Below are 26,146 nucleotides of genomic sequence, written 5' to 3' on the forward strand. Positions count from 1 at the left end.
TCTACTAACCTTAGGAGGAACGTGTAAGATGGATTTTAAAGAGTTTATAACAATTGTCCCCGATTATCCAAAGGAAGGTATTCGATTTAAGGATATTACTACATTAATGGATAACGGAGAAGTTTACAAAAAAGCTATTGATGAAATGGCACAGTTTGCTAAAGACAAAAATATTGACCTTGTTGTAGGACCAGAAGCAAGAGGATTTGTAGTAGGATGCCCAATCGCCTATTCATTAGGAGTTGGTTTTGCTCCAGTTCGTAAAGCAGGTAAACTTCCAAGAGAAGTTATTAAAGTTGAATACGGATTAGAATATGGAAAAGATACTTTAACCATGCATAAAGATGCAATTAAACCTGGCCAACGAGTTTTAATTGCAGATGATTTACTAGCAACAGGAGGTACGATTGAAGCTACTATTAAGATGGTAGAAGAACTTGGGGGTATCGTTGCTGGAATTGCATTTATGATTGAATTAAATTACTTAGATGGTCGTCAAAAACTAGGCAAGTATGAGATTTTCTCATTGACACAGTATTCCTAAGGTTTATGACAAAGAGAGTGCTCCGAGATGGGCGCTCTTTGTTTTAGATGGTGAAAATTAGCGATAATTCAGGTTTTTTTAAATAAATTGTATTATCTACATTAAAAACCTTTACATCAAGACAAAATATAAAGATAATAGAAAGAAATAAATTAATGGCTGTAAGGTGATGGTGATTCCATTGATCGAACAAGTAATAGAAAAAGCAAGTTCATATCTACCTACAAAAGATGTGCAATTTTTAGAAAAAGCATATGAGTTTGCATTAAAAGCACATGGCGAACAGTATCGTAAATCAGGTGAACCGTATATTCTTCATCCTATTCAAGTTGCAGAAATATTAATTGATTTGGAAATGGACCCTGACACAATCGCAGCTGCTTTTTTGCATGATGTAGTTGAGGATACTGATGTGAGCTTAGAACAGTTAAAAAGTGAATTTAATGATCAAGTAGCAATGTTGGTAGACGGAGTCACAAAGTTAGGAAAGATTAGATATAAATCACACGAAGAACAACAAGCTGAAAACCATCGGAAGATGTTTGTGGCAATGGCAAAGGACCTTCGCGTTATTTTAATTAAACTAGCTGATAGACTCCACAACATGAGGACTTTAAAACATTTACCGGCGGAAAAACAACGGAGAATAGCAAATGAAACATTAGAAATTTTTGCTCCATTAGCTCATCGTTTGGGTATTTCAACAATTAAGTGGGAGCTAGAAGATACTGCACTACGTTATCTGAATCCACAGCAATACTATCGTATCGTAAACTTAATGAAGAAAAAACGAGCTGAGCGAGAAGAATATATTGATGATGTAATCGGAAAAATCAGAGAGCGATTAAAAGAAGTCGGTGTAAACGCAGACATTCACGGTCGAGCTAAGCATATTTATAGTATTTATCGAAAGATGGCATTGCAAAATAAGCAATTTAATGAAATATATGATTTATTAGCCGTTAGAATAATTGTTGAAAATATTAAAGATTGTTATGCAGTTTTAGGAGTTATTCATACATGTTGGAAACCGATGCCTGGACGTTTTAAAGATTATATTGCTATGCCTAAAGCAAATATGTATCAATCGTTACACACAACGGTTATTGGTCCTAAAGGCGACCCTATGGAGGTGCAAATTCGGTCAGAAGAAATGCACAAAATAGCTGAATTTGGGGTTGCTGCTCATTGGGCATATAAAGAAGGAAAGACAGTCAATAATGCTCAAACATTAGAAAAGAAAATGTCTTGGTTTAGAGAAATATTAGAATGGCAAAATGACGCTCATGACGCCCAGGAATTTATGGAATCTTTAAAGATTGACTTATTTTCTGATACAGTGTTTGTGTTTACACCAAAAGGTGATGTGATTGAACTTCCGGCAGGATCAGTCCCATTAGATTTTGCATATCGAATTCACACTGAGATTGGTAATCGATGTATAGGTGCTAAAGTTAATGGGAAGATGGTTACATTAGATCATCGTTTAAATACAGGTGATATTGTTGAAGTTTTAACTTCAAAACATTCATACGGTCCAAGTCAAGATTGGATTAAGATTAGTCAAAGTTCTCATGCAAAAAATAAAATTAGACAATGGTTTAAGAAAGAACGAAGAGATGAGAATGTAGCAAAAGGTAGAGATCTTGTTGAAAAAGAAATCAAGAAGCATTCTATCGAGCCTAAAGAAGTTCTTACTACAGATAATATTGAAGTCGTTGCAAATAAGTTTAACTTTCAAGGTGAAGAAGATATGTATGCAGCTGTCGGCTATGGGGGTATTACTGCATCACAAATTGCTACAAGATTAACAGAAAAAATACGAAAGAAACGTGGACAAGAATTAGAAGAGCATGCACTAACCGAAAAGGTTTCTGATATTAAAAAATATACGCCTACGAAAAAAACGAGTATAGGTGTACGGGTAAAAGGAATTGATAACTTATTAATTAGGTTATCTAAGTGCTGTAACCCTGTACCTGGAGATGATATTATCGGTTTTATTACAAAGGGGCGCGGAGTATCTATTCATCGTGCCGATTGTACTAACGTTCAGACAGATGATGCAAAAACACGACTTCTCCCTGTAGAATGGGAAGGTAATAACCAAGAAACGAAAAATTATAATGTTGATATAGAAATCTCGGGATACGATCGTCGTGGATTACTAAATGAGGTCTTACAAGCCGTGACAGAAACACGGACCAATATGAATGCTGTATCAGGAAAATCAGATAAAAATAAAATGGCTACTATTTTAATGACGATTTCTATTCACAATGTTGATCATTTACAAAAAGTAGTTGATCGAATAAAGCGAATTAGAGATATTTATTCGGTTAGAAGAATTATGCACTAAAGGAGTTTAGGTTGTGAGAGTAGTTGTACAAAGAACGAAAGAAGCTAGTGTGACGGTAAATGAAGAAGTGGTTGGTAAGATTGATTATGGTTTCATGCTATTAGTCGGAATAACTCATGAAGATACAGAAGATGATGTTGCTTTTCTAGCAGATAAAATTGTTCATTTAAGAGTGTTTGAAGACAAAGATGAAAAAATGAATTTATCAATACTAGATGTCAAAGGACAAATTTTATCAGTATCGCAATTTACTTTGTATGGTGATTGTCGCAAAGGTAGACGTCCAAATTTTATGAGTGCAGCTAAACCAGATTACGCCAAGCATCTTTATGATCTTTTTAACGAAAAGCTTCGCGAAAAAGGAGTGACAGTTGAAACTGGTATATTCGGTGAGATGATGGATGTTCAACTTTTGAATCATGGACCTGTCACGTTAATTGTAGAAAGTAAGTAGGATACGAAGAGCTAAAACGTATGGGTTTTCAATACGAAAATCACATACGTTTTTTGTGTATCAGAATTTATAAATTTCTAACTTGGAAACTGTCTAGCGCAAGTAGCCTACGAACTCGATCACTTCAGACCTTCTCTTTCGGTCAAAAACCCGACCGCTACGTGCAGGTCTTCCAGTGTTTGTCGCCGATGGCGGGCGCCTTGCGCTTTTTTCTTGTGCTCAATTCTTTTTATCTGCAAAAAAACAAAGAGTTTTTAGCAGTCCTTTATAAAGTTAGGTTTTTTATTTGGAAAAGTGGACAAGATAAAGGGAAAAGAGTTTGAAAGGAAGTCGATTATGAGAGCAGGAAGTAAACAAGAAAGTGTAGGAAATGGGCACCATCAACTTATTGGAGTTGACTTTCACGACTTTATTCAGAAAGAGCAACAATTTACTAATTATGAATTAGCAGAAGAGTATGGAATTTCACTGAGGAATGTTAAAGAACTTAAAAGGAAGTTGTCTAGGAATTAAAAAAATTGTCGTTTATAGTATTGACAACAGTTCGGTTCCTACGTATGATAGAGTACAATGATTGGTAAATAATCTACAACCATTGAGGGAGCAAAGTAATTAAGGTTTTCATGGTAAGAGAGGAAATGTCGTGGCTGTAAACATTTCTCCATGTGCTTAATGAATGAACACTCCTTAGGTTTTTCCTTGAATCTTGGTAGGGGAAAACGTCAACAGGCGTTAACTGTTTAAAGTGGGACCTTTATTAATATATAAAAGTCCAATTAGGGTGGCACCACGGGATTTAACTCTCGTCCCTGGTATGTATATATCAGGGACGAGAGTTTTTTTGTATGTACATAATATTAGTCAAAGTTTTTATAGACATATTTAGATTTAAGGAGGAACATAAATGAATTTCAAAATACCACGAGGAACCCAAGACATATTGCCCGGGAAAGTAGAACTTTGGCAAATTGTCGAAAGTAAAGCTCGAGATATTTGTCGTCGTTATAATTATAGAGAAATTCGCACACCGATTTTTGAACAGACAGAATTATTTATGCGAGGTGTCGGTGACACGACAGATATTGTACAAAAGGAAATGTATACCTTTGAAGATCGTGGTGGAAGGAGCATTACACTTCGTCCGGAGGGGACAGCTTCAACTGTTCGATCTTTTGTAGAAAATAAGCTTTTTGGTGAACCTAGTCAGCCAACAAAGTTATTTTATATTGGACCGATGTTTCGTTATGAGCGACCACAATCAGGAAGAATGCGACAATTTGTTCAATTTGGTGTTGAGGCATTAGGAAGTGCAGACCCAACCATTGATGCTGAAGTTATTGCATTAGCGATGGAATTTTACAGAGAGCTAGGTTTAAAAAATCTTAAATTAGTTATTAACAGCTTAGGTGACGCTGAAAGTAGAAATGCCCATCGACTTGCATTAATTAATCATTTTCAACCAAGAATCCATGAGTTTTGTAGCGATTGTCAGGCAAGATTAGAAAAGAATCCACTTCGTATTTTGGATTGTAAAAAAGATCGTGATCATGAGTTAATGGGGAACGCACCTGCAATATTAGATTATTTAAATGAAGATTCAAAAATATATTTTGCAATTGTGCAAAAAGTCCTAAGTGATATGAAAATAGAATTTGTAATAGACCCTAATTTAGTAAGGGGACTTGATTACTATAACAATACAGCATTTGAAATTATGGTAGATGGAGAAGGCTTCGGGTCAATTACTACGTTATGTGGTGGCGGACGGTATAATGGTCTAGTACAAGAAATTGGTGGACCAGAGACGCCAGGTATTGGATTTGCTTTAAGTATTGAGCGTCTTCTCATGGCCTTAGAAGTTCAGCAAGTATCGTTACCATTAAACAAACACCTTGATTGCTATGTTATTGCAATGGGCGATGAGGCCAAACTTGTTGCTTCTAACATTAGCTTTAAAATTCGACAAGCTGGATTTTCATGTGACCAAGATTTTCTTAATAAGAAAATGAAGGCGCAAATGAAAGCAGCTGACCGCTTTAAAGCAAAGTATGTTGTAATCATTGGTGAAAGTGAAATAGAGAAGAATACAATTGTTATTAAGGAAATGGAAACAGGGGATCAACAAGAAATTCCTGTAGATAAATTAATTAACTTTTTAGGCGAAAAGCTGAAATAATAAGGAGGCAATACTTGTGATTGGAAGAACGCATAATTGTGGAGAGGTATTAGAAAAAACGATTGGTGAGAAAGTTCGTTTAAAAGGATGGGTACAAACTCGTCGTGATTTAGGACAAGTGATTTTTATTGATTTAAGAGATCGTTCAGGTATTGTACAAATTGTATTTCAACCTGAAGTTTCTGCAGAAGCTTTAGCGATTGCAGATAAAGTACGTACAGAATATGTTTTGGATGTGGAAGGTACAGTAATCGCTCGTGAGGAAGCTACAATTAACCCGAAAATGAGTACAGGTACAGTTGAAGTTCTTGTAGAAAAAATTGAAGTTTTAAATAGAGCGAAGACGTTACCATTTCAAATTGAGGATGAGACAAATGTATCTGAAGACATTCGTCTTAAATACCGTTACTTAGATTTACGTCGTCCTGAAATGCAAGAAACATTTAAATTAAGACATAATACTACAAAATTAATTCGTGACTATTTAGATGAGAAGGCATTTTTAGAAATTGAAACACCGATGCTAACAAAAAGTACTCCAGAAGGCGCACGTGACTATTTAGTACCTAGTCGTGTACATCATGGAGAATTCTATGCATTACCACAGTCACCGCAAATTTTTAAACAGTTGTTAATGGTTTCAGGTTTTGAGCGCTATTATCAAATTGTACGCTGTTTCCGTGATGAAGATTTACGTGCAGACCGTCAGCCTGAATTTACACAAGTAGATATTGAGACTTCGTTTATGGATAAAGAAGACTTGATTTCCATGATGGAAGAAATGATGATTAAAGTGATGAAAGAATTTAAAGGAATCGACATATCTTCTCCATTCCAACGTTTAACTTACGAAGACGCAATGAACCGTTATGGGTCAGACAAGCCAGATACTCGTTTTGGTTTGGAACTTGTAGAATTATCGGATATTGTTAAAAATTGTGGTTTAAAAGTATTTACAAATGCTATCGAAAATGGTGGTATTGTAAAAGGGTTAAATGTAAAAGGTGGAGCAACGAAGTTATCCCGTAAGGAAATTGATGATTTAGCAAAATTTGTTGCTATCTACGGTGCAAAAGGTCTCGCTTGGTTAAAAGTTGAAGAAGACGGTTTAAAAGGTCCTATTGCAAAATTTTTCACAGAAGAAGAAATTGAAGCAATGAGTAGGGCATTTAATGCTGAAGTTGGTGACTTACTATTTTTCGGAGCAGATAAAAAGAAAGTTGTTTTTGATAGCTTAGGAGCTCTTCGTTTGAAATTCGGAAAAGACCTAGGACTAATTGACAAGAACAAATTTAATTTCTTATGGGTGACAGAGTTCCCACTGCTATCTTATGATGAAGATGAGAAGCGTTATGTTGCTGAACACCATCCGTTTACAAGGCCTGTAAAAGAGGACGTAGAGTTATTAACAACTGCTCCAGAAAAAGTACGCGCTGAAGCTTATGATTTAGTGTTAAATGGATATGAATTAGGTGGTGGCTCACAACGTATCTTTGAGAGAGAGCTTCAAGAAAATATGTTTAGAGCGCTAGGATTTTCTGAAGAAGAAGCAAGAAATCAATTTGGGTTCCTAATGGATGCGTTTGAATACGGAACACCTCCACATGGTGGTATTGCTCTAGGGTTAGATCGTTTGGTTATGATTTTAGCGGGCCGTACAAATTTACGTGATACAATTGCCTTCCCGAAAACAGCAAGTGCAAGTTGTTTATTAACAAATGCACCTGGTGAAGTTAGTGGTGCACAATTAAAAGAATTAAATTTATCTGTTCTACCTAGAAAAGAAGAGAAAGTAAAAGCTTAACGATAGCCCTATTAATTTTAAAAATAATTTATAAATTTCTAATAGAGCTTGAGACAAAAAATGTTAATAGTGTTTACATTTTTTTGCTCTCATGTTATAGTTTGTTTACTTACGAATTCTAAATAGTTTTACTATTTTAAAAAATGAACAACTAACAATTAAATATACTTATCAAGAGAGGCGGAGGGACTGACCCGATGAAGCCCGGCAACCTGTTATACTTTTGTTTTGCTATTTAAGGCTAAATAAAAACAAAAGGCTATCTAAACAAGGTGCTAATTTCAGCAGAGCAAATGCTCTGGCAGATAAGTGAGGATATAAAAAACCTTTCCTTGTCTGGAAAGGTTTTTTTGTAGTATCAGAATTTATAAATTTCTAACTTAGAAACTGTCTAGCGCAAGCAGCCTACGAGCCCGCTCACTTTAGTTAAGCAACGGACTTCAATTACTGCTTGAGATCCTTCTTCGATTAGCCTCATGCAGCTTTGCTCCTGCGGTTACTCGTCGCACAAAACACTGCTTCGAGGAAGCTTGCTACGAAGCTATACTAGAAGACGCAGAAGTACATAGATTGCGGTCAAAGAGCAGACCGCTACTTGCCGACCTTCCAGTGTTTGTCACCGATAGGCGGGCGCCTTGCGCTTTTCATCGATTTTTATGTGGGTAGTAAGGTATTCGGGATTTAGGCTTAATATAATGAGATTTTTTTGAAGATTACGTGAATTAAGAAACACTTTTTGTTAATTATAGGGTAAGGGAGCTGTTTACATTGATTAAAATTGGTTTTTTAGGGTTTGGGACTGTAAATTCAGGTGTGTATGAGGGTATTACAGAAACTTTGGATTATTTAGAGTCTGTAATTGGTGAGGAGTTATGTATTACTAAAATATTAATTAGAAATAAATGTAGATACGTAGATGTAGCAAACTTTGAACTTATGACAGATAGACCAGAAGATTTTTTTAGCAATGAGTTTGATATTGTTTTTGAGGCTATGGGTGGAGAACAACCAGCGCTAGATTACATTACATTACTTTTAATGAAAAAAATACCTGTAATTACAGCGAATAAAGAGCTAGTCGCTAAACACGGACCTCTACTTGAAAATTTAGCAAGTAAATATAATTCATTTATCGGTTATGAGGCAACTGTTGCAGGAGGAATACCAATTGTCAACACACTCAATAGTCAGTTACAATGGAGCGCGGTAGAAAAGGTATCTGGAATTTTAAATGGAACTACAAATTATATCATTACAAAGCTTGCAAATGGAAAACGGTCGTTTGAAAGTGTCTTAAAGGAAGCACAACAATTAGGATTTGCTGAGGCTGATCCTACTGCTGATATTGAGGGATTTGATGCGTTATACAAACTTCAAATACTCTGTAAACTCTGTTTTGGATCTTGGGTTAGTGAAGAACAGTTTCAAAGAAAAGGAATGTCTCATCTCAAAAGTTGGCATTTTAAAGCTGGAGAGGCTCTTGGTTTAAAATTAAAGTATATAGCAGAAGCTTATTATGATGGTAGGGAAGTTCATGGTACAATCTCACCGTGTTTCATTGACAAAAACCATCCATTATCAGCAATTGAAAATGAAAATAATGGAGTTCATATTAAAGCGGCTTGGTTAGGAGATTTCGTCACTGTTGGTCCTGGAGCAGGTAAAAGACCAACGGCTACTAGTATGATTGAAGACTATCTCCATCAGTTATTAAAAAAGAACAATCAAACTAATAGAAAGAAACGTGTAAAGGCATATCTTCCAGATAGTCAACAATTTGTAATCTTTTATGAGAAAAGCAAAGAAAATGAAATCTATCAAAAGATAATAGACAGTACTTATGACGTGGAAGAAGTTTTACAGATTAATGATACTGAAAAAATAGCTATGATAATAAAAGCACGTGAAAAATGTTTGTCTATATTTGATGAAATTGATCAAGTTGATATTTTCCCTATACAGCGAGGCTCAAATGATAACAATGATCATGGAGATGGACTAACTACAGGTGGTCAAAATAAAATAAAAGCATATAATTGAGTGAATTTATATACTTAGCGTCATAAAATATATAACTAGTGACGCACAATTTAACGTTACTAGTTATAGTTATCTATAGAAGCTAAAATCTAATCCATTTAAGGGTAATTAACTAAAAAAATGTTTGTTTTACGTTAACGTGCATCTCAACTTGAAATCTAAAAAAGATCGTGATATTATAAAGTTAATCCATTAGAGTCCTGAGGTGTTCGTAGGATACTATACGTTTTGAGCCAACACTTTTAATATGGGAGCTTGAAGTTTTAGCTTGGCGTGCAGGCCTTCTTGAAAGGAAGTACAAGAAGTTAAACAGGGCACCCACCTGCGAGAGCAGGTTCAAAACTATGTTTTTACGGCACATTGGGACTCTAACTTTATACTAACTTTTTAAACCTAGGAGAGTTCCTAGGTTTTTTGTATAGCCTTGTTAGTTTTGGTTGATAGTATAAGAAGGGATATAATCGCCCCTAAGATGCAATAAACTTTCAAAACTTGAGAAAATCCAAAGCTTTCTGTGCATAGCTGACCGATTAATTGCTCAAAAGGTAGGATAAGTTAAATGAACAAAAAATGTAGATTGGAGAGTTTCCCTTGCTTATTGAAGTTTCAGCTTCTTGATAAAAATAATTGTTATTATTCAATCCGTGGGGAAAAATTTTCTGTTTAATGAAGATCTAAATTTACATCTAATGAAGTTTTATGATATATTCAAAATCGTGAAATAAGCATATAGGTATTTTGGAAGGAGAATTAACTAATGTTACATCAATTTTCTAGAAATGAACTAGCAATTGGACATGAAGGATTAACTATTTTAAAAAACAGTACGGTTGCTGTTCTTGGTATAGGGGGAGTCGGTTCATTTTCAGCTGAGGCTCTTGCCAGGTCGGGGGTAGGTCGGCTAGTTTTGGTAGATAAGGATGATGTTGATATTACAAATGTAAATCGCCAAGTTCATGCGTTATTATCAACAGTTGGAAAACCTAAAGTGGATTTAATGAAGGCAAGGATTGCAGATATTAACCCTGAATGTGAAGTGATTGCATTAAAGATGTTTTATACTGAAGAAACATATGAAACGTTTTTTGATTATGGGCTTGATTTTGTTGTAGATGCTTCTGATACTATTTCATATAAAATCCATTTAATGAAAGAATGTTTAAAACGCAAAATCCCTATTATCTCTAGTATGGGAGTTGCAAATAAAATGGATCCTACAAGATTAAGAATAGCGGACATTTCCAAGACTAGCTACGACCCAATAGCAAAAGTCATTCGAACAAAACTTAGAAAACAAGGTATACATAAAGGAATAAATGTTGTTTTTTCTGATGAACAACCGATTAAAATTAGAGAAGAAATAAGAAAAGAGATTGTATCCAAGGCACAAGAAGAATCTCCAATTCGAAAAGCTAAAATGCCTCCTTCATCAAATGCATTTGTCCCTTCTGTATCAGGTCTTATAATGGCAGGTCATGTGATTACCTCTTTACTCAAAGATATAAAAATAGAGCGCTAATAATTACTGTTACACCGCCCCTAAATGTCCGATATAGAATAACTTTCATCAGTGAAAGCTGATGATTAGTTACTCTTATGCCTGTGGTATAAGTTAAACTAACAATCAGTGGGGGATGAAGCAAAACTCCCTCTGATTGAAGTTCAGCTTTATATACAATTCAACATTCAAACACCCTCCTAATTAGACCTTTCCAAGATAAATTAATATTTTAATGAATTTCATTCAACTAATTTTGAAATTTTAGTGTCAGTCTTGTAGTTTTTATTCTTAAATAAAAATAAATTTTGTATGAATGTACAAAAAACAATCTTAATATTATACTAGATTTCTTATATATAACTAAAAAATGAAAGTTTGTGAAATTTTTTTGAACGATCTCATTGATTACTTTCAAAATCTTACATACAATGAAAGCGGTTACAACTAATGTTTACTAATCAAAAATAGTAATTTGGGTGATTTTACAAGGATTGGAGGTAACTTAGCACTAATGGTTTGTTGGGGATAAGCATGAATTTTATGGGGGGGTTACATTATGCAATTATTAGCAGCATTTAGTGCAATTATCGCGCCATTTATATTTTTAGTCCTTTTGAGAATGCCTGCAAAGCGTGGGATGCTTTACAGTGCAGTGATCGTAATTTTGTTTGCTTTTACAGTATGGGGATTAAATATCGAAATATTGTCTGCGTCTATTTTGCAAGGTTCACACAGGGCAATAACGATTTTATTTATTCTTTTCGGGGCCATTGTTTTGTTAAATACTTTAAAGAACACTGGAGCTGTTGATAGAATTAATGAAGGTTTCCGGAATATCTCTCCGGATATGAGAGTTCAAGTTGTTATAGTGGCTTTTCTATTTGGAAGTTTAATTGAAGGTGCGGCGGGTTTCGGAACACCTGCGGCGGTTACTGGACCATTGCTAGTGGCTCTTGGATTCACTCCTTTAGCTGCTGCCGCTACAGCACTAATTGCCGATAGTACAGCGGTATCATTTGGGGCTGTTGGAACTCCGATTATTGTGGGGCTAAGCAATATTGAAGGAGCAGGGGTCGAGCTCTTTAAAGAGGTTGGAATTTTAATTACATTAATGGATTTATTGGTAGGTACATTAATACCATTTATTCTAGTTCTTGTTTTAACAATTGCTTTTGAAAAGAAAAAAGGGCTATCAAGTGCATTTTCACTATTACCTTGGACGTTACTAGTAGGTGCATCCTATACTCTTTCAGCTGCTTTATATGCTTGGTTGTTCGGACCAGAATTTGTTTCAATTTTAGCGTCGATTACGGCAATGGCTATTGCGACATTAACAGCAAAGAAGAATATTTTCATTCCAAAAGTTGTATGGCAAGATGCTTTGGCTAAGGATTTTAAAGCGGAAGAGAAGAAATCTGATATGAGTCTTGTATCTGCATGGAGTCCATATTTTATTGTCGTTGTCTTGCTTTTGTTAACAAGAATTGTTACGCCAATTAAGCAATTCACGCAAAATACAATTGACCTGGGTTGGAATAATGTACTTGGAATAGAAGGAATTAATTCAGCGTGGCAAGTGCTATATTCTCCAGGAGCAGTTCTTGTACTCGCTGCAGTGATCTCGGTATTTATACAAAGGAGTACTTTTTCAAGTTTTACGAAAGCTTCTAAGGAATCATTAAATTCTGTTAAGGGGGCAGCACTAGCGTTAATTCCTACTTTGGCACTTGTGCAAGTATTTTCGAATTCTGGAATGAACACGAGTGATCTCGTGTCGATGCCGGAATATATTGCATTATCTATGGCGTCTACGTTTGGTGGCGTATGGCCATTTGTTGCACCTTATCTCGGAATTCTTGGAGCTTTTATCACTGGAAGTGCAACGGTATCAACACTTACTTTTGCTCCGATTCAGTACAGTGTAGCGATAGAGACAGGATTAAACACAAACCTTATTTTGGCGCAGCAAGTGGCAGGAGCAGCTGCAGGGAATATGATTTGTGTACACAACGTTGTTGCAGCTTTAGCGGTTGTTGGGCTTGTTGGTAAAGAAGGGGAAGTTATTCGTAAAACATTGGCCCCTGCCCTTATATATGGGCTATTAGTAGGAATTGCTGCTACAGTTTTATTTTTGACCTTGTAAACACAATTGCTTTACTCTTGGTTATGGAAATAATTTCATGGTAACCCAAATCTATTATCTTATATAATAGATTTGGGTTACTAAATTATTTAGTAGTTCAGTTGAGAGCGCATCCATCTAAGTTTAATCGCGTAAAATTCATATTTGTCATTATTAATGACCTAGGGGGAGAAAAAGTAAATGAAGGTTTCCTTATTTTTAACCTGTTTAGCAGATGTTGTTTATCCAGCATCAGTAGGGAAAAGTACAGTAGAAATTCTTGAACGGTTCGGCTGTGAAGTAGATTTTCCGAAAAAGCAAACGTGCTGTGGTCAGCCCGCTTTTAATAGTGGCTACCACCGTGAAACAAAAGAAGTAGCGAAGCACATGATTAATGTGTTTAGAGATGCCAAGTATGTTGTTTCACCTTCGGGTTCATGTACTTCTATGTTACATGAATATATTCATTTATTTGAAGATGATCCTGAATGGAAACAAAAAGCCGAAGAACTAAAAAGTAAATCCTATGAATTAACTCAATTTCTTGTTAATGTTTTAAAAATTAACGATGTGGGTGCAAAACTTCAAGCAAAGGCCACTTACCATACGTCATGTCACATGACTCGTTTATTAGGAGTAAAGGATGCACCAATGAATTTACTGAGAAACGTTGAAGGTTTAGAGTTTACAGAGCTTCCACATAAAGAGCAATGTTGTGGATTCGGAGGAACATTTTCAGTTAAAATGGTACCTATTTCAGAGCAAATGGTTAATGAAAAAGTACAACATATTGAAGAATCAGATGCAGAAGTTTTAATCGGAGCTGATTTAGGTTGTTTAATGAATATTGGCGGAAGAATTAATCGTCAAGGTAAACAAATAAAAGTCATGCATATTGCAGAAGTATTAAATAGTAAATAAGGTGGTGAAAGAATGGCAATAAAAATTGGGGAAGAAAAATTTTTTAATCGTGTAGAAAATGGAATTAACAATGATTTTATGCGTAAAGCCGTTGCTAGTGCACAAGAACGAATGCAAGGTCGTCGATTAGACTCAATAAATGCGTTAGGAAATTGGGAAGATTGGAGAAACCTTGCTGAGGAAATTCGCCAACATACACTTGAGAATTTAGACTTTTACTTGGAGCAGTTAGCAGAAAATGTGGTAAAGAATGGTGGCAATGTCTTCTTTGCTGAAACTGCCCAAGAAGCAAATGACTACATTAAAGGTGTGGTTTCAAAAAAAAGTGCTAAAAAGATTATAAAGTCAAAGTCAATGGTTACCGAAGAAATAAGTATGAATCAAGCTCTAGAATCTATTGGTTGTGAGGTAATTGAAACAGATCTCGGAGAGTGGATCTTACAATTAGATGACCATGATCCGCCTTCCCATATTGTTGTCCCAGCTCTTCATAAAAATAAAGAGCAAATTCGGGACACATTTATGGAAAAAAAAGGTTATGAGAAAACAAGTGATCCAAAAGAGTTAGCTCTATTTGCACGTGAAGTATTACGAAAAGATTTTTTAGAAGGTGAAGTAGGTATAACAGGTTGTAACTTTGCAGTTGCAGAGTCAGGGTCAATTTCACTCGTAACAAATGAAGGAAATGCAAGACTAGCAACAACAATACCTAAAACACAAATTACAGTAATGGGTATGGAGAGAATTGTACCTACTTGGGAAGAACTAGATATTTTAACTAGTATGCTTGCTAGAAGTGCGGTTGGGCAAAAACTAACGAGTTATGTTACGGGTTTAACTGGACCAAGAGAAGATGGAGAAGTCGATGGCCCGGAAGAATTCCATTTAGTAATAGTAGATAATGGTAGGTCAAAAATATTAGGTACTCAATTTCAAAGTGCCCTACAATGTATTCGTTGTGCTGCTTGTATCAATGTCTGTCCTGTTTATCGTCATGTAGGTGGACATTCTTATGGTTCTATTTATCCAGGGCCAATTGGAGCAGTTTTAAATCCATTATTAAGCGATTATGATGAATATAAAGAATTGCCCTATGCATCAAGTTTATGTGCCGCCTGTACAGAAGTTTGTCCTGTTAAAATCCCACTTCATAATCTATTAATTGAGCATCGGCGTGTAATGGTAGAAGAAGAAGGGAAAGCACCTTTTGCTGAAAAGTTGGCTATGAAAGGATATGCGTTTGCTGCATCTTCACCGAGTGTTTATAGTGTAGGAACGAAAACGGCTCCAACTGTAATGGGTCCGTTTACAAAAAATGGGTTTATCTCTGAAGGTCCTGGTCCGGTTAAGCTTTGGACAGATATTCGCGATCTTCCTGAACTGAGTAAAGGCAAAGATAAGTTCAGAACATGGTTTGAGAATCGTGACAAAGGAGGTAACTAATATGGCAGTTGGAACAGTTCATAATAAAGATAAATTTCTCAATAATATTGCTAAATCCCTAGGTAGGGAGCGTAAAGCAGAAGGTGTTATTCTCCCCGAGTGGAAAAACCGTCCGCAATATGAAGTTTTTAAGGGTCTGTCACAAGATCAATTAGTAGATCAATTAGAGGATCAGTGTCAACGAATTCACACTGTAGCTAAACGTGCTACACTACAAACATTAACAAATGTTCTAAAGGAGGCCATTTCAGAACTCGGTGGGAAATCTATCGTTAATTGGAAAGATCCTCGATTTGAAGAATATAACCTAATAGATACTTTTGCAGAATTTGCTAATGATGAAGGAAAAGAATATCATGTTTGGGATCCTACTCTAGGAGAAGAAAATGTTGAAATTGCAGAACGTGCGAACATTGGGATTACATTCTCTGATATAACGTTAGCTGAATCTGGTTCTGTCGTATTATTTAGTGATAAGGGAAAAGGGCGTTCTGTTAGTCTACTTCCTGCAACCTATATTGCTATTATACCAAAAAGTACAATTGTACCACGAATGACACAAGCTACTAAAAAGATACATGAAATGGCTCAAGAAAGTCGTCTCCCTTCCTGTATTAATTTTATATCGGGTCCAAGTAATAGTGCTGACATTGAATTAAATTTAGTAGTTGGGGTTCATGGACCAATAAAAGCTACGTATATTATTGTAGAAGATAAATAATAAATATTAAATAAAGCATCGGATTTTCCGATGCTTTATTTAATAATCAGGATTTATAAATTTCTATCTTGAAAACTGTCTAGCGCAAGCAGCCTACGAGCTCGGTCACTTCAGTCAAGTTACTGACTTCAATGTCTTCTTGGATTACTTCTTGAATATGCTCCATGCTACTTTGCTCCTGCGATTACTCGTCGCACAAAACACTGCTTCGAGGAAGCCTACTTCAAAGCTATGCTAGAAGACGCAGAAGCACGTAGATTTCGGTCAAAAACCCGACCGGTACGAGCAGGTCTTCCAGTGTTTGTCGCCGATAGGTGGGCGCCTTGCGCTTTTCTTGTAAATGGCATGCACTATCCTATTTACTTTGCAATCTTTTCTAAGTTTCCATTCTTGTCCATACGAAATTTTGGTGCTTGAACGTGTTCATCTTCATCTTGTAACAGTGCCATACGTCTTGCCCTATTCATTATTTGAATTAGTGATTGATAGTCTTCCTCAACAACTCGATGATCTTTTTCGAGTTTTGTAAGCTTTGTTTCTATTTCTTTTTTCTCGGTCATTAACTGTAAGTTTTCTTTCATTAATTTCTCGTTTTCTTTTCTTAATTCTAATGAACTACCTTCCTTAGATGCCATAGACTGAATAAATTGAAGTACATCTTTTAGACTTATACTTTGTTTTTGATCAGTTGTAACTCTCATTTCAGGTAATGGCATCATCGCAGTTTCCATTTCCGGTTGAAGGGTAGTAGGTTTATTTAACAATCTTCTTTTCATTTCTTTTCGTTGTTTTTTTGCTAGTTTTATTGCCTCATTATACTGATTTCTAACAACTGCATTCCATCGAAAACCACAGGCTGCTGAAGTTCTGTTTAGTTCATCGCCTACTTCGTCGAATGCTTTTAACTGAGTTCCACCCTCTCTAATGTGGCGTAATACAGTCTCTGCTAGTAATAAATCATCTTCTGATGACCAGGCATCTTGTCTTATTTTCATTAATCATTCATCTCCTAAAAATATTTGTTTTCTATTTTTCTACGCAATTATTTAAAACTTTTAATGTCAATTATTAGTAATACTTTTTCCAGTATTAAAAAAAAATATACATAGTCAGTTTGATTTTTTCATAGATGTAATATTTAAAAGTTAGAAGTCACTCATCTTTAAGTGGAATGTAGTAATCTAGTTTTTTCATTTTACAAGAATAGTTAACTATCTTGATATTCTTATCTTTCAAACTATTTAGAAGGCAGGTATTATATGTATTACTACAATGCTGAAACTAACTTGATAAATTCATCAGTTTGGGAATGATCTTATTTCACAACACAAGGACAACCAAACATATAGTTTGAGTTTTCTGAATTTGAACTTAAGTGTGATTAAGGCTCTGGGAACTAGATTGTTTAAAGAGTGGGGATAGTTTTGATTTAACTTGTAGTAAACATTAAAATAAAAAATGTAGAATGTAAGTAACTGCTCTAAAGCAATACTATTCATTCTACATTTACATTTAAATTCGTTGCTTAAAGTATTGAAGTCGCTTGTTTACGGTCATTTCATACCCGTTCTCCGAAGGGGTATAAAATTGTTTCCCAACCATATGGTCAGGTAAATATTGTTGTGGTACATAATTCTTTTCGTAGTTATGAGGATATTTATAGCCGACTCCGTGTCCTAATTCCTTTGCTCCTTTATAATGAGCATCTCTTAGATGAACAGGAATTTCACCTGTTTTTTCTTTTTTAACTGCCTCAAGAGCTTGGTCTATTCCTACAATTACAGCATTACTTTTAGGGGCTGTTGCTAAATATAAGGCAGCCTCTGCTAAAGGGATTCTTGCTTCAGGCATCCCGACAAAGTCAACAGCGTATGCTGCTGCTTGAACGATAAGTAGAGCATTAGGATCGGCAAGACCGATGTCTTCAGCTGCATGAACATATAGTCTTCTTGCAATAAATTTTGGATCTTCCCCAGCATATAGCATTTTAGCTAGCCAGTATAAAGTGGCATCAGGATCTGAGCCCCGTATACTTTTAATAAATGCAGAAATAGTATCATAGTGATTATCACCTTTTTTATCATAGCGGACAATCCTTTTTTGGATTGACTGTTCTGCAATTTGTAATGTAATAATAATTGTGCCATTTTCATTAGGTTCAGTTGTTAAAATAGCAAGTTCGAGTGCGTTTAATGCTGAACGTGCGTCGCCATTTGCGATATTTACTATATGATTAAGTGCACCTTCTTTTAATTCAATTGAGTAGTTACCAAAGCCGCGTTCTTTGTCACTAATAGCTGCTTTCACTATTTTTTTTAAGTCATTATCAGAATGTGGTTTTAATTGAAACAGCCTCGAGCGTGAAAGTAATGCTTGATTAATTTCAAACATTGGACTTTCTGTTGTAGCTCCAATGAGGATAACTGTACCATCTTCTACATATGGTAATAAAGCATCTTGTTGACTTTTGTTGAAGCGATGGATTTCATCGATAAACAGTATAGTTTTTTTCTCATACATCAGTAATCTTTCTTTTGCAATTTCGATAACACGACGAATATCAGCAATACCAGCTGTAACTGCATTCAGTTGCTCAAAAGCAGCAGAAGTAGAATTTGCAATAACCTTTGCAAGTGTGGTTTTCCCTGTTCCAGGTGGTCCAAAAAAAATCATAGGCGTCAAACGATCTGCTTTAATTGCCCTTCGTAATAAAGTGCCTTTTCCTAAAATTTCTTCCTGCCCTATAACCTCATCTATCGTTCTTGGGCGCATTCGACTTGCTAATGGCCCTTTAAGATTTTCATTTTTTTTTGCTGAATAATTAAATAAATCCACTGTATTCGTACTCCTCATAGTTTCTTTGAGTCAAAAATACATGATGACTGATCTAATTGCAACGATTATCTTATATATCTTTATTTCGGCTCCCTACAATTTTACGATTCGTGCTATAATTGATGAGGAATTTTAGGTTAGCTTTTACAAAATGGGGAAATATCATTTGATATAGAATACTCTAGCTCTGGTGCAATTGATGAATGAATTCATTTCTTTCGTTACGGCATACCACTGACTACTTTGTGTAGTCCTTTAAGTGTTTTTTGTCTGTGCTCTTGGTGCTTGTGTTTTTCTTACAGTGTCAGAATTTATAAATTTCTAACTTGAAAACTGTCTAGCGCAAGCAGCCTACGAGCTCGGTCACTTCAGTCAAGTTTCTGACTTCACTGACTTCCTGGATTGCTACTTTGCTCCTGCGATTACTCGTCGCACGATAAACAATTGCTCCTGCGATTACTCGTCTGACAGCAATGCTTCGAGGAAGCCTCCTTCGAAGCATTGCTGTCAGACGCAGAAGCACATAGATTGCGGTCAAAGAGCAGACCGCTCCTTGCCGACCTTCCAGTGTTTGTCGCCGATAGGCGGGCGCCCTGCGCTCGTGACCAAGGCGCTTGTGCTTTTCTTATGAGAGGATGAAACTAGTTGAGAAGAGAAAATGGAAGTATGATAAAAAGATGGCTAATTTTCTTAGTCGGGTTGATGGTGATGTCTCTAGGGGTAGTTCTAATGATTGAGGCTAATCTAGGGGTTGCACCATGGGATGTATTGCATATTGGGTTAACTAAAAAGATTGGATTGACAGTTGGTACTTGGTCAATTTTAGTAGGTATTTGTATTATTGTAATTGCAAGTTTAATAATGAAAGAATGGCCCAAGTCAGGAGCATTAATAAATATGTTATTAGTAGGTGTGTTTATCGACACATTTAGATTATTTATTGATACACCTACGACAATTGTGGGACAATATGTTATGCTTTTTACAGGAATTATTGTAATAGGCTATGGAATTGGGCTTTATATTGCACCAAAGTGTGGAGCAGGACCTAGAGATAGTTTAATGATTGCCATTACAGAAAAGAGTGGCTGGAAAGTTCAGTATGTTCGAGCAGTAATGGAAATTGTTGTTTTATCAATTGGTTGGAGTTTAGGAGGGCCTGTTTTTATAGGTACAATCCTATTTAGTTTAACAATTGGTAATATAGTAGGAATTACATTACCTCAATGTCAGCGTTTAGTAGATCGTATTATAGAAAGAGGGGTTAAAATTGAAGATTTCGACAAAAGGACGTTACGGATTAACCATCATGATGGCGTTAGCAAAGAAGTACGGTGAAGGACCAATCTCCTTAAAATCAATTGCAAAAGACCATGATTTATCAGAACATTACTTAGAGCAATTAATTGCACCACTTCGAAATGCCTTACTAGTGAAGAGTGTTAGAGGCGCATACGGTGGCTATATGTTAGCAAAAGAAGCAAATCAAATTACAGCTGGTGATATTATTCGTGTCTTAGAAGGGCCAATTAGTCCTGTAGAAGTTCTAGAAGATGAAGAACCAGCAAAAAGAGATCTATGGATAAAGATTAGAGATGCGGTAAAAGATGTTCTTGATAATACAACCTTAGAAGATCTGGCAAACTTTGAAGATAAGGGTGATCAAGAATACTATATGTTCTATATTTAGTCCATAATAATTTAGAATGTAATGTTTTGTAGAAAATCTAATTAATAATTCCTTAAAGTTTATTAATTAGATGTATCTTCATAGGTACATTCTATATTGATATTTAAGAAGGTGAAAATGAAAATAATGAAATCGATATATGTAGATCACGCAGCGACTTCACCTACACACTTGGCTGTTGTTGACGCGATGATACCGTTTTATTATGAGAATTTTGGAAATCCATCTAGTATTCATCAATTCGGTCGAAAAGCAAGACTTGTAGTAGATGAAGCTAGAGTTGTAATTGCAAAAACGATAAATGCATGTGAAAAAGAAATTATTTTTACTAGTGGTGGTACAGAAGCCGACAATTTAGCGGTAGTTGGCTATGCTATGGCTAATAGAGCGAAAGGAAAACATATTATTACAACTTCTATTGAACACCACGCTCTACTACATACATGTGGGCATTTAGAGAAAAATGGTTTTGACGTTACATATTTAAAGGTGAATGAATACGGCGAAATCATATTAGAGGATTTACGAAATGCAATTCGTGAAGATACAATTCTTGTGTCCATTATGTATGGTAACAACGAGGTTGGAACACTCCAACCAATCAAGCAAATTGGTGATCTTCTAGCTGAGCAAGGTATTGCATTTCACACTGATGCAGTTCAAGCGTATGGAATAGAAGAAATTAATGTGAAAGAAATGAAGATTGATTTTTTAAGTGCTTCTGCTCATAAGATCAATGGTCCAAAAGGTGTAGGGTTTTTATACGCTAACAGTAAACATAAAATACAACCGCATCTGTTTGGAGGAGAACAAGAAAGAAAAAGACGAGCTGGAACGGAAAATGTTGCTGGTATTGTAGGTCTGAGAGAAGCAGCACAAATAGCTATCACTGAAAGACAAGCAAAAAGCAAGCAATATCGTGCTTTTCGTGATAAGATGATTTCCATATTTAATGAACAAGGATTAACTTATGAAATAAATGGAAAAAAGACTTCCTGCCTGCCACATATTTTAAATGTAAGTTTTCAAGGGGTTGGAATAGAGTCATTATTAGTTAATCTTGATATAGCTGGAATTGCTGCATCTAGTGGTTCGGCGTGTACAGCTGGAAGTCTAGAACCATCCCATGTATTAAAGGCCATGTTTCCTAGTGATAAGGAAAGAACTATGTCGTCGATTCGTTTTAGTTTTGGTTTAGGAAATACTATAGAAGAAATTGAGCAAGTTGCCTATGAAACGGTGAAAATTGTTCAACGCATTAAAAAGTAATTGAGAGGTGGTGAGGTAATGCTCAATCATCAGCAAACTAAAGCTCCAAAAGATACTCGTGTTGTTGTAGGGATGTCAGGTGGAGTTGATTCTTCAGTAGCAGCATACCTCTTAAAAGAACAAGGTTATGATGTTATCGGAATATTTATGAAAAACTGGGATGATACGGATGAAAATGGTATATGCACAGCTACAGAAGATTACAACGATGTCATCCGAGTTTGTAACCAAATTGGAATTCCGTATTATGCTGTAAATTTTGAAAAGCAGTATTGGGACAAAGTGTTTACGTATTTTTTAGATGAATATAAAGCAGGTAGAACACCTAATCCAGATGTAATGTGTAATAAAGAAATAAAGTTTAAGGCTTTTTTAGAGCACGCGATGTCTTTAGGTGCGGATTATTTAGCTACTGGTCATTATGCAAGAGTTGAATATCGTAATGGTGAATACAAAATGCTTCGTGGTATAGATGATAACAAAGATCAGACTTACTTTTTGAATGCTTTGGGTCAGGAGCAACTCTCTAAAACGATGTTTCCAATTGGAGAACTGCCAAAAAAAGAGGTCAGAGAAATTGCAAAAAAAGCTGAACTTGCAACAGCGAATAAAAAGGATAGTACTGGAATTTGCTTTATTGGCGAACGTAACTTTAAAGAGTTTTTAAGTCAGTATTTACCTGCCCAACCTGGAGATATGCAAACTCTAGATGGGGAAGTAAAAGGAAGACACGATGGGTTAATGTATTATACGTTAGGTCAAAGGCACGGTCTAGGAATTGGCGGATCTGGAGAGCCATGGTTCGTTGTTGGAAAAAATTTAGAACAAAATGTTCTTTATGTAGCCCAAGGGTTTCACCATGAAAGTCTTTACTCTGAGGGTCTAACGGCTATTAATGTTAATTGGGTTAGTGAAAAACCTGTCAGTAGTAACTTCCAATGTACTGCTAAATTTCGCTACCGTCAGCCGGATAACGGTGTAACTGTTAATGTTAAAGATGAACGCATCTTAGAAGTAATCTTTGATGAACCACAACGAGCGATTACACCAGGGCAAGCTGTTGTTTTTTATAATGGTGATGAATGCCTAGGTGGCGGAACTATTGATAAAGTTATAAAAAAAGTGGACTAACCCCTTTTATTGGTGGAAGTCCACTTTTTCCCATTAAAATAATGTAGTTTTACTTTGTTTTTGTTAGACTTAATCTTAAAGAAATAAAGCGAGGGAATTAACTATATGGAAAATAAACATTTAGAAGCAGCCCGCCTCATTCAAGAAGGAAAAATTGAGGAAGCTGCTACGTTATTAAATGAATTGATTGAAAAAAATCCAAATGATGCATTGGCATACGTTAATTTTGGTCATTTGTTATCGATAATCGGAGATAAAGAACGAGCTATTGTTTTTTATAATAGAGCAATAGAAATCGATTCGAAATTAGCAACTGCCTATTACGGTGCTGGGAATACATTTTTTGATCAAGAGAAATATGAGGAAGCAATTGAGAAATTTAAAGCTGCTATTCGTTATGGTTTAGATGAAGCAGACGTATATTTTATGCTCGGACTATGTTACTACAATTTAAGACTTCTCCCTTATGCTTTAGCTAATTTGCAAACAGCCATTGAAAAAAATCCGAATGACATTGAATCATTATTTCAATATGGTTTAACGCTAGCGCAACTTGAACAAGTTGATGAAGCTATTCGTGTTTTTGAGCAAGTAGTAACAAAAAAAGAGGATCATGCTGATGCTTATTATAATTTAGGTGTAGCTTATGCATATAAAGAAGATGCCCAAAAAGCAATTAATATGTTTGATAAAGCATTAAAAATTCAACCAGATCATTTACTTGCGGGAAATGGAAAGAAGCAGCTAGAAGCATTACTCTCAGAACAATAATCCTTGAGAGAGGTAGTTATTATGAAGAATGAATACGAAAATGATGAACCTTATATTAAAGGTGAATTAATAAATTTAATTTTTAATAATGAGGAAAACTTTTATACGGTTGCTCGTGTTAAGATACATGCTACAAATGTTGAGATCTCTGAAAAAGTAGTTGCTATCGTTGGTACTCTTCCAAAGTTAGACGAAGAACACCTCTACACTTTTTTTGGTAAATTAACCGATCACCCTAAATTTGGTGTGCAGTTTCAAGTGAGCCATTTTGAAAAAGAAATGCCAAAAACAACGGAAGGAATTATTCGGTATTTAAGTAGTGATCGCTTCAAAGGTATTGGGCGTAAAACTGCTGAGGCTATCGTAAATAAATTAGGAGAACAAGCCATTTCCAAGATCATTGAAGATAAAGAAGTTTTAAAGAAAATTGCTTCATTAAACGATGAAAAAATTCAGCTTATACATGATCAAGTAATTGAAAATCAGGGAATTGAACAAATATTAATTGAACTTTATAAGTTTGGGTTTGGAGCACAGCTTGCTATAAAGATTTTTCAAACGTATAAAGATGAGACGTTACAGGTAATTCGATCAAATCCCTATCAATTAATTCAAGATGTTGAAGGAATAGGTTTTGCAAAAGCTGATACGTTAGGGCAAGCAATTGGTTTTACGAAAGATCAACCAGAACGAATTCATGCGGGATGTCTACATATCGTTCAGGAAGTATCTATGCAAGAGGGTCATGTGTTTATTAATAAAGCTAATCTTATTGAAGAAGCTATATCATTACTTAGTGATCAAAGTTTTTCAATAGTTATGAAAGAGGTTGAGAAACAACTACTTTACCTAGAAGAAGAAGGGAAATTAATTGTTGAGGGAGATCACGTTTATTTACCTTCACTATTTTATGCAGAAAAAGGGTTAGTAACTAATATTTCAAAACTCATAAAAAATAAGGATCATATTGAAGAATTTCCTGAAGCTGAATTTTTAAAAGCGATTGGTGAAACAGAGGAAGATTTAAAAATCGAATATGCTTCGTCTCAAAAAGAAGCTATCAAAACAGCATTACAATCTTCAATCATGATACTAACTGGTGGACCAGGTACTGGGAAAACAACTGTTATAAAAGGAATTGTTGAGTCATTCGCTAAATTACATGGTATATCTCTTAATAAAAAAGATTATGGAAAGAATAATCCCTTTCCAATTGTACAAGTGGCTCCTACAGGGAGGGCAGCAAAAAGAATGGCTGAAGCCACAGGGTTACCTGCAGAAACTATTCACCGTCTTTTAGGTTGGAAAGGTGGTCATACAGGTTTTGAAAAGGATGAAGATAATCTTATAGAAGGAAAATTGTTAATCATTGATGAGACTTCAATGGTTGATATTTGGCTTGCAAATCAGCTTTTTAAATCATTACCAAATACTATTCAAGTAATATTAGTTGGTGATGAGGATCAGTTACCCTCTGTAGGCCCAGGACAAGTGTTAAGTGAACTTATTCATTCAAATGTAATACCTACAGTTAATCTTGTCGATATATACCGTCAGTCAAAAGAATCCTCAATTATTCAGTTAGCTCACAGCATGAAGGAAGGGCAACTTCCGATGGATATTTTGGAGGCGAAGCCAGATAGACGTTTTTTTTCTTGTCACCAAGACCAGGTCGTAACAGTTATTGAACAAATTTGCACAAATGCAATTAATAAAGGTTATACCGCTAAAGAAATACAAGTTTTGGCTCCTATGTACAGAGGTAATGCCGGTATAGAGGCACTTAATCTAAAGCTCCAAAACATTTTTAATCCTAAGAAAGAAAAGCAAAGGGAAATGCTCTTTGGTGAAGTTACTTATCGAGTAGGAGATGTTGTACTACAATTGGTAAATAACCCAGATGAAAATGTATTTAATGGAGATAGAGGAGAAATTGTTGCCATTATTTATGCTAAAGAAAATATTGAAAAACAGGATCAAATGGTTATTTCTTTTGATGGAATAGAAGTTATCTATACGAAACAAGATTTAAATCAAATAACATTAGCCTATTGTTGTAGCGTTCATAAATCTCAAGGAAGTGAATTTCCAATTGTAATCATGCCAATTGTCAGAGGTTACCATCGGATGCTTAGACGAAACCTTGTCTATACTGGAATTACAAGAGCAAAAGAATACTTAATCCTTTGTGGCGAAGTAAAAGCCTTCCAAACTGCAATTGATCAACAAAATGAGATGAAACGAAATACATTATTAAAGGAAAGGCTAATTAATCACGTTACTTTGTCGACTTAATATTTTGATTGGTAGTAGTTCACTAGCATGTTTTTTGTATATAAACAAATCATATTAATGTTCGGAAAGG

The 26,146-nt window shown here is 35.4% G+C and carries 20 protein-coding genes, 1 other RNA gene, 1 riboswitch and 1 other annotated feature; of the genes, 19 read left to right on the forward strand and 2 right to left on the reverse strand.

Translation table 11 applies throughout. The features are described 5' to 3' along the window. Positions 1-28: 28 nt before the first annotated feature. From BKP37_RS04955 to BKP37_RS05020, 13 genes are all read left to right on the forward strand, one after another. The gene (locus BKP37_RS04955; protein WP_071308577.1) at positions 29-544 is read left to right on the forward strand and encodes an adenine phosphoribosyltransferase; all 516 of its coding nucleotides are present in this window, start codon (positions 29-31) and stop codon (positions 542-544) included. 181 nt (positions 545-725) lie between these two features. After that, positions 726-2,903 (forward strand): RelA/SpoT family protein, encoded by a 2,178-nt coding sequence (locus tag BKP37_RS04960; protein ID WP_245712447.1) that lies wholly within the window; start codon positions 726-728, stop codon positions 2,901-2,903. 13 nt (positions 2,904-2,916) lie between these two features. Next, positions 2,917-3,357, forward strand: coding sequence for a D-aminoacyl-tRNA deacylase (gene dtd / locus BKP37_RS04965; protein WP_071308579.1), 441 nt, complete (start codon positions 2,917-2,919; stop codon positions 3,355-3,357). A 336-nt stretch (positions 3,358-3,693) separates the two neighbouring features. Then, positions 3,694-3,870 (forward strand): RNA polymerase subunit sigma-70, encoded by a 177-nt coding sequence (locus BKP37_RS04975; RefSeq protein ID WP_071308581.1) that lies wholly within the window; start codon positions 3,694-3,696, stop codon positions 3,868-3,870. A 73-nt stretch (positions 3,871-3,943) separates the two neighbouring features. Continuing rightward, positions 3,944-4,171: a binding site (T-box leader), on the forward strand. A 90-nt stretch (positions 4,172-4,261) separates the two neighbouring features. Further along, complete coding sequence (gene hisS / locus BKP37_RS04980) at positions 4,262-5,533, forward strand: histidine--tRNA ligase (protein ID WP_071308582.1); 1,272 nt, start codon at positions 4,262-4,264, stop codon at positions 5,531-5,533. 16 nt (positions 5,534-5,549) lie between these two features. Next, positions 5,550-7,337 carry an aspartate--tRNA ligase gene (aspS, locus tag BKP37_RS04985; protein ID WP_071308583.1) on the forward strand — a complete coding sequence of 596 codons (1,788 nt, stop codon included), beginning with the start codon at positions 5,550-5,552 and terminating at the stop codon, positions 7,335-7,337. 165 nt (positions 7,338-7,502) lie between these two features. Further along, positions 7,503-7,649, forward strand: a riboswitch (SAM riboswitch). 456 nt (positions 7,650-8,105) lie between these two features. Continuing rightward, positions 8,106-9,377, forward strand: a complete 1,272-nt coding sequence (locus BKP37_RS04990) for a homoserine dehydrogenase (RefSeq protein ID WP_071308584.1) — start codon at positions 8,106-8,108, stop codon at positions 9,375-9,377. Positions 9,378-9,571: 194 nt separating this feature from the next. Beyond that, positions 9,572-9,748, forward strand: a non-coding RNA gene (gene ssrS / locus BKP37_RS04995) — 6S RNA. A 386-nt stretch (positions 9,749-10,134) separates the two neighbouring features. After that, positions 10,135-10,896 carry a tRNA threonylcarbamoyladenosine dehydratase gene (locus tag BKP37_RS05000; protein WP_071308585.1) on the forward strand — a complete coding sequence of 254 codons (762 nt, stop codon included), beginning with the start codon at positions 10,135-10,137 and terminating at the stop codon, positions 10,894-10,896. A 538-nt stretch (positions 10,897-11,434) separates the two neighbouring features. Next, positions 11,435-13,021, forward strand: coding sequence for an L-lactate permease (locus tag BKP37_RS05005; protein ID WP_071308586.1), 1,587 nt, complete (start codon positions 11,435-11,437; stop codon positions 13,019-13,021). A gap of 180 nt (positions 13,022-13,201) precedes the next feature. Further along, positions 13,202-13,921 carry a (Fe-S)-binding protein gene (locus BKP37_RS05010; protein WP_071308587.1) on the forward strand — a complete coding sequence of 240 codons (720 nt, stop codon included), beginning with the start codon at positions 13,202-13,204 and terminating at the stop codon, positions 13,919-13,921. Between the two features lie 12 nt (positions 13,922-13,933). Continuing rightward, positions 13,934-15,364, forward strand: a complete 1,431-nt coding sequence (locus BKP37_RS05015) for a LutB/LldF family L-lactate oxidation iron-sulfur protein (RefSeq protein ID WP_071308588.1) — start codon at positions 13,934-13,936, stop codon at positions 15,362-15,364. Position 15,365: 1 nt separating this feature from the next. Further along, the gene (locus tag BKP37_RS05020) at positions 15,366-16,085 is read left to right on the forward strand and encodes a LutC/YkgG family protein (protein WP_071308589.1); all 720 of its coding nucleotides are present in this window, start codon (positions 15,366-15,368) and stop codon (positions 16,083-16,085) included. Positions 16,086-16,444: 359 nt separating this feature from the next. Here the strand turns inward: BKP37_RS05020 and BKP37_RS05025 are convergent, their stop codons facing one another. Together BKP37_RS05025 and BKP37_RS05030 are read right to left on the reverse strand one after the other, a co-directional pair. Then, complete coding sequence (locus BKP37_RS05025) at positions 16,445-17,080, reverse strand: RsfA family transcriptional regulator (protein ID WP_071308590.1); 636 nt, start codon at positions 17,078-17,080, stop codon at positions 16,445-16,447. A gap of 517 nt (positions 17,081-17,597) precedes the next feature. Then, a complete protein-coding gene (locus BKP37_RS05030) occupies positions 17,598-18,920 on the reverse strand; it encodes an AAA family ATPase (RefSeq protein WP_071308591.1) in 1,323 nt (440 codons plus the stop codon). 666 nt (positions 18,921-19,586) lie between these two features. Between BKP37_RS05030 and BKP37_RS05035 the strand changes: the two genes are divergently transcribed. The 6 genes from BKP37_RS05035 to recD2 all read left to right on the forward strand — a co-directional run bounded on the left by BKP37_RS05035 (position 19,587) and on the right by recD2 (position 26,076). After that, positions 19,587-20,258, forward strand: coding sequence for a YczE/YyaS/YitT family protein (locus tag BKP37_RS05035; RefSeq protein ID WP_071308760.1), 672 nt, complete (start codon positions 19,587-19,589; stop codon positions 20,256-20,258). After that, positions 20,191-20,610 (forward strand): cysteine metabolism transcriptional regulator CymR, encoded by a 420-nt coding sequence (gene cymR, locus BKP37_RS05040; protein WP_071308592.1) that lies wholly within the window; start codon positions 20,191-20,193, stop codon positions 20,608-20,610. Before BKP37_RS05035 ends, cymR begins: the two co-directional genes overlap by 68 nt. A 126-nt stretch (positions 20,611-20,736) precedes the next feature. Next, positions 20,737-21,879 (forward strand): cysteine desulfurase family protein, encoded by a 1,143-nt coding sequence (locus BKP37_RS05045; RefSeq protein ID WP_071308593.1) that lies wholly within the window; start codon positions 20,737-20,739, stop codon positions 21,877-21,879. 18 nt (positions 21,880-21,897) lie between these two features. Beyond that, complete coding sequence (gene mnmA / locus BKP37_RS05050) at positions 21,898-23,010, forward strand: tRNA 2-thiouridine(34) synthase MnmA (RefSeq protein WP_071308594.1); 1,113 nt, start codon at positions 21,898-21,900, stop codon at positions 23,008-23,010. Positions 23,011-23,115: 105 nt separating this feature from the next. Beyond that, positions 23,116-23,781, forward strand: coding sequence for a tetratricopeptide repeat protein (locus tag BKP37_RS05055; RefSeq protein ID WP_071308595.1), 666 nt, complete (start codon positions 23,116-23,118; stop codon positions 23,779-23,781). A 21-nt stretch (positions 23,782-23,802) separates the two neighbouring features. Next, positions 23,803-26,076: an SF1B family DNA helicase RecD2 gene (gene recD2, locus BKP37_RS05060; RefSeq protein ID WP_071308596.1), complete on the forward strand. Its 2,274-nt coding sequence runs from the start codon at positions 23,803-23,805 to the stop codon at positions 26,074-26,076. The last annotated feature ends 70 nt before the right edge of the window (positions 26,077-26,146 follow it).

It is taken from the genome of Anaerobacillus alkalilacustris, from assembly GCF_001866005.1.
Lineage (GTDB): Bacteria > Bacillota > Bacilli > Bacillales > Anaerobacillaceae > Anaerobacillus > Anaerobacillus alkalilacustris.

Coding starts and splice junctions, on each gene's coding strand:
- BKP37_RS04955 (WP_071308577.1), top strand. CDS start 29: ATGGATTTTAAAGAGTTTATAACAATTGTCCCCGATTATCCAAAGGAA.
- BKP37_RS04975 (WP_071308581.1), top strand. CDS start 3,694: ATGAGAGCAGGAAGTAAACAAGAAAGTGTAGGAAATGGGCACCATCAA.
- hisS (WP_071308582.1), top strand. CDS start 4,262: ATGAATTTCAAAATACCACGAGGAACCCAAGACATATTGCCCGGGAAA.
- BKP37_RS05000 (WP_071308585.1), top strand. CDS start 10,135: ATGTTACATCAATTTTCTAGAAATGAACTAGCAATTGGACATGAAGGA.
- BKP37_RS05005 (WP_071308586.1), top strand. CDS start 11,435: ATGCAATTATTAGCAGCATTTAGTGCAATTATCGCGCCATTTATATTT.
- BKP37_RS05010 (WP_071308587.1), top strand. CDS start 13,202: ATGAAGGTTTCCTTATTTTTAACCTGTTTAGCAGATGTTGTTTATCCA.
- BKP37_RS05015 (WP_071308588.1), top strand. CDS start 13,934: ATGGCAATAAAAATTGGGGAAGAAAAATTTTTTAATCGTGTAGAAAAT.
- BKP37_RS05020 (WP_071308589.1), top strand. CDS start 15,366: ATGGCAGTTGGAACAGTTCATAATAAAGATAAATTTCTCAATAATATT.
- BKP37_RS05025 (WP_071308590.1), bottom strand. CDS start 17,080: ATGAAAATAAGACAAGATGCCTGGTCATCAGAAGATGATTTATTACTA.
- BKP37_RS05035 (WP_071308760.1), top strand. CDS start 19,587: ATGATAAAAAGATGGCTAATTTTCTTAGTCGGGTTGATGGTGATGTCT.
- BKP37_RS05045 (WP_071308593.1), top strand. CDS start 20,737: ATGAAATCGATATATGTAGATCACGCAGCGACTTCACCTACACACTTG.
- mnmA (WP_071308594.1), top strand. CDS start 21,898: ATGCTCAATCATCAGCAAACTAAAGCTCCAAAAGATACTCGTGTTGTT.
- BKP37_RS05055 (WP_071308595.1), top strand. CDS start 23,116: ATGGAAAATAAACATTTAGAAGCAGCCCGCCTCATTCAAGAAGGAAAA.
- recD2 (WP_071308596.1), top strand. CDS start 23,803: ATGAAGAATGAATACGAAAATGATGAACCTTATATTAAAGGTGAATTA.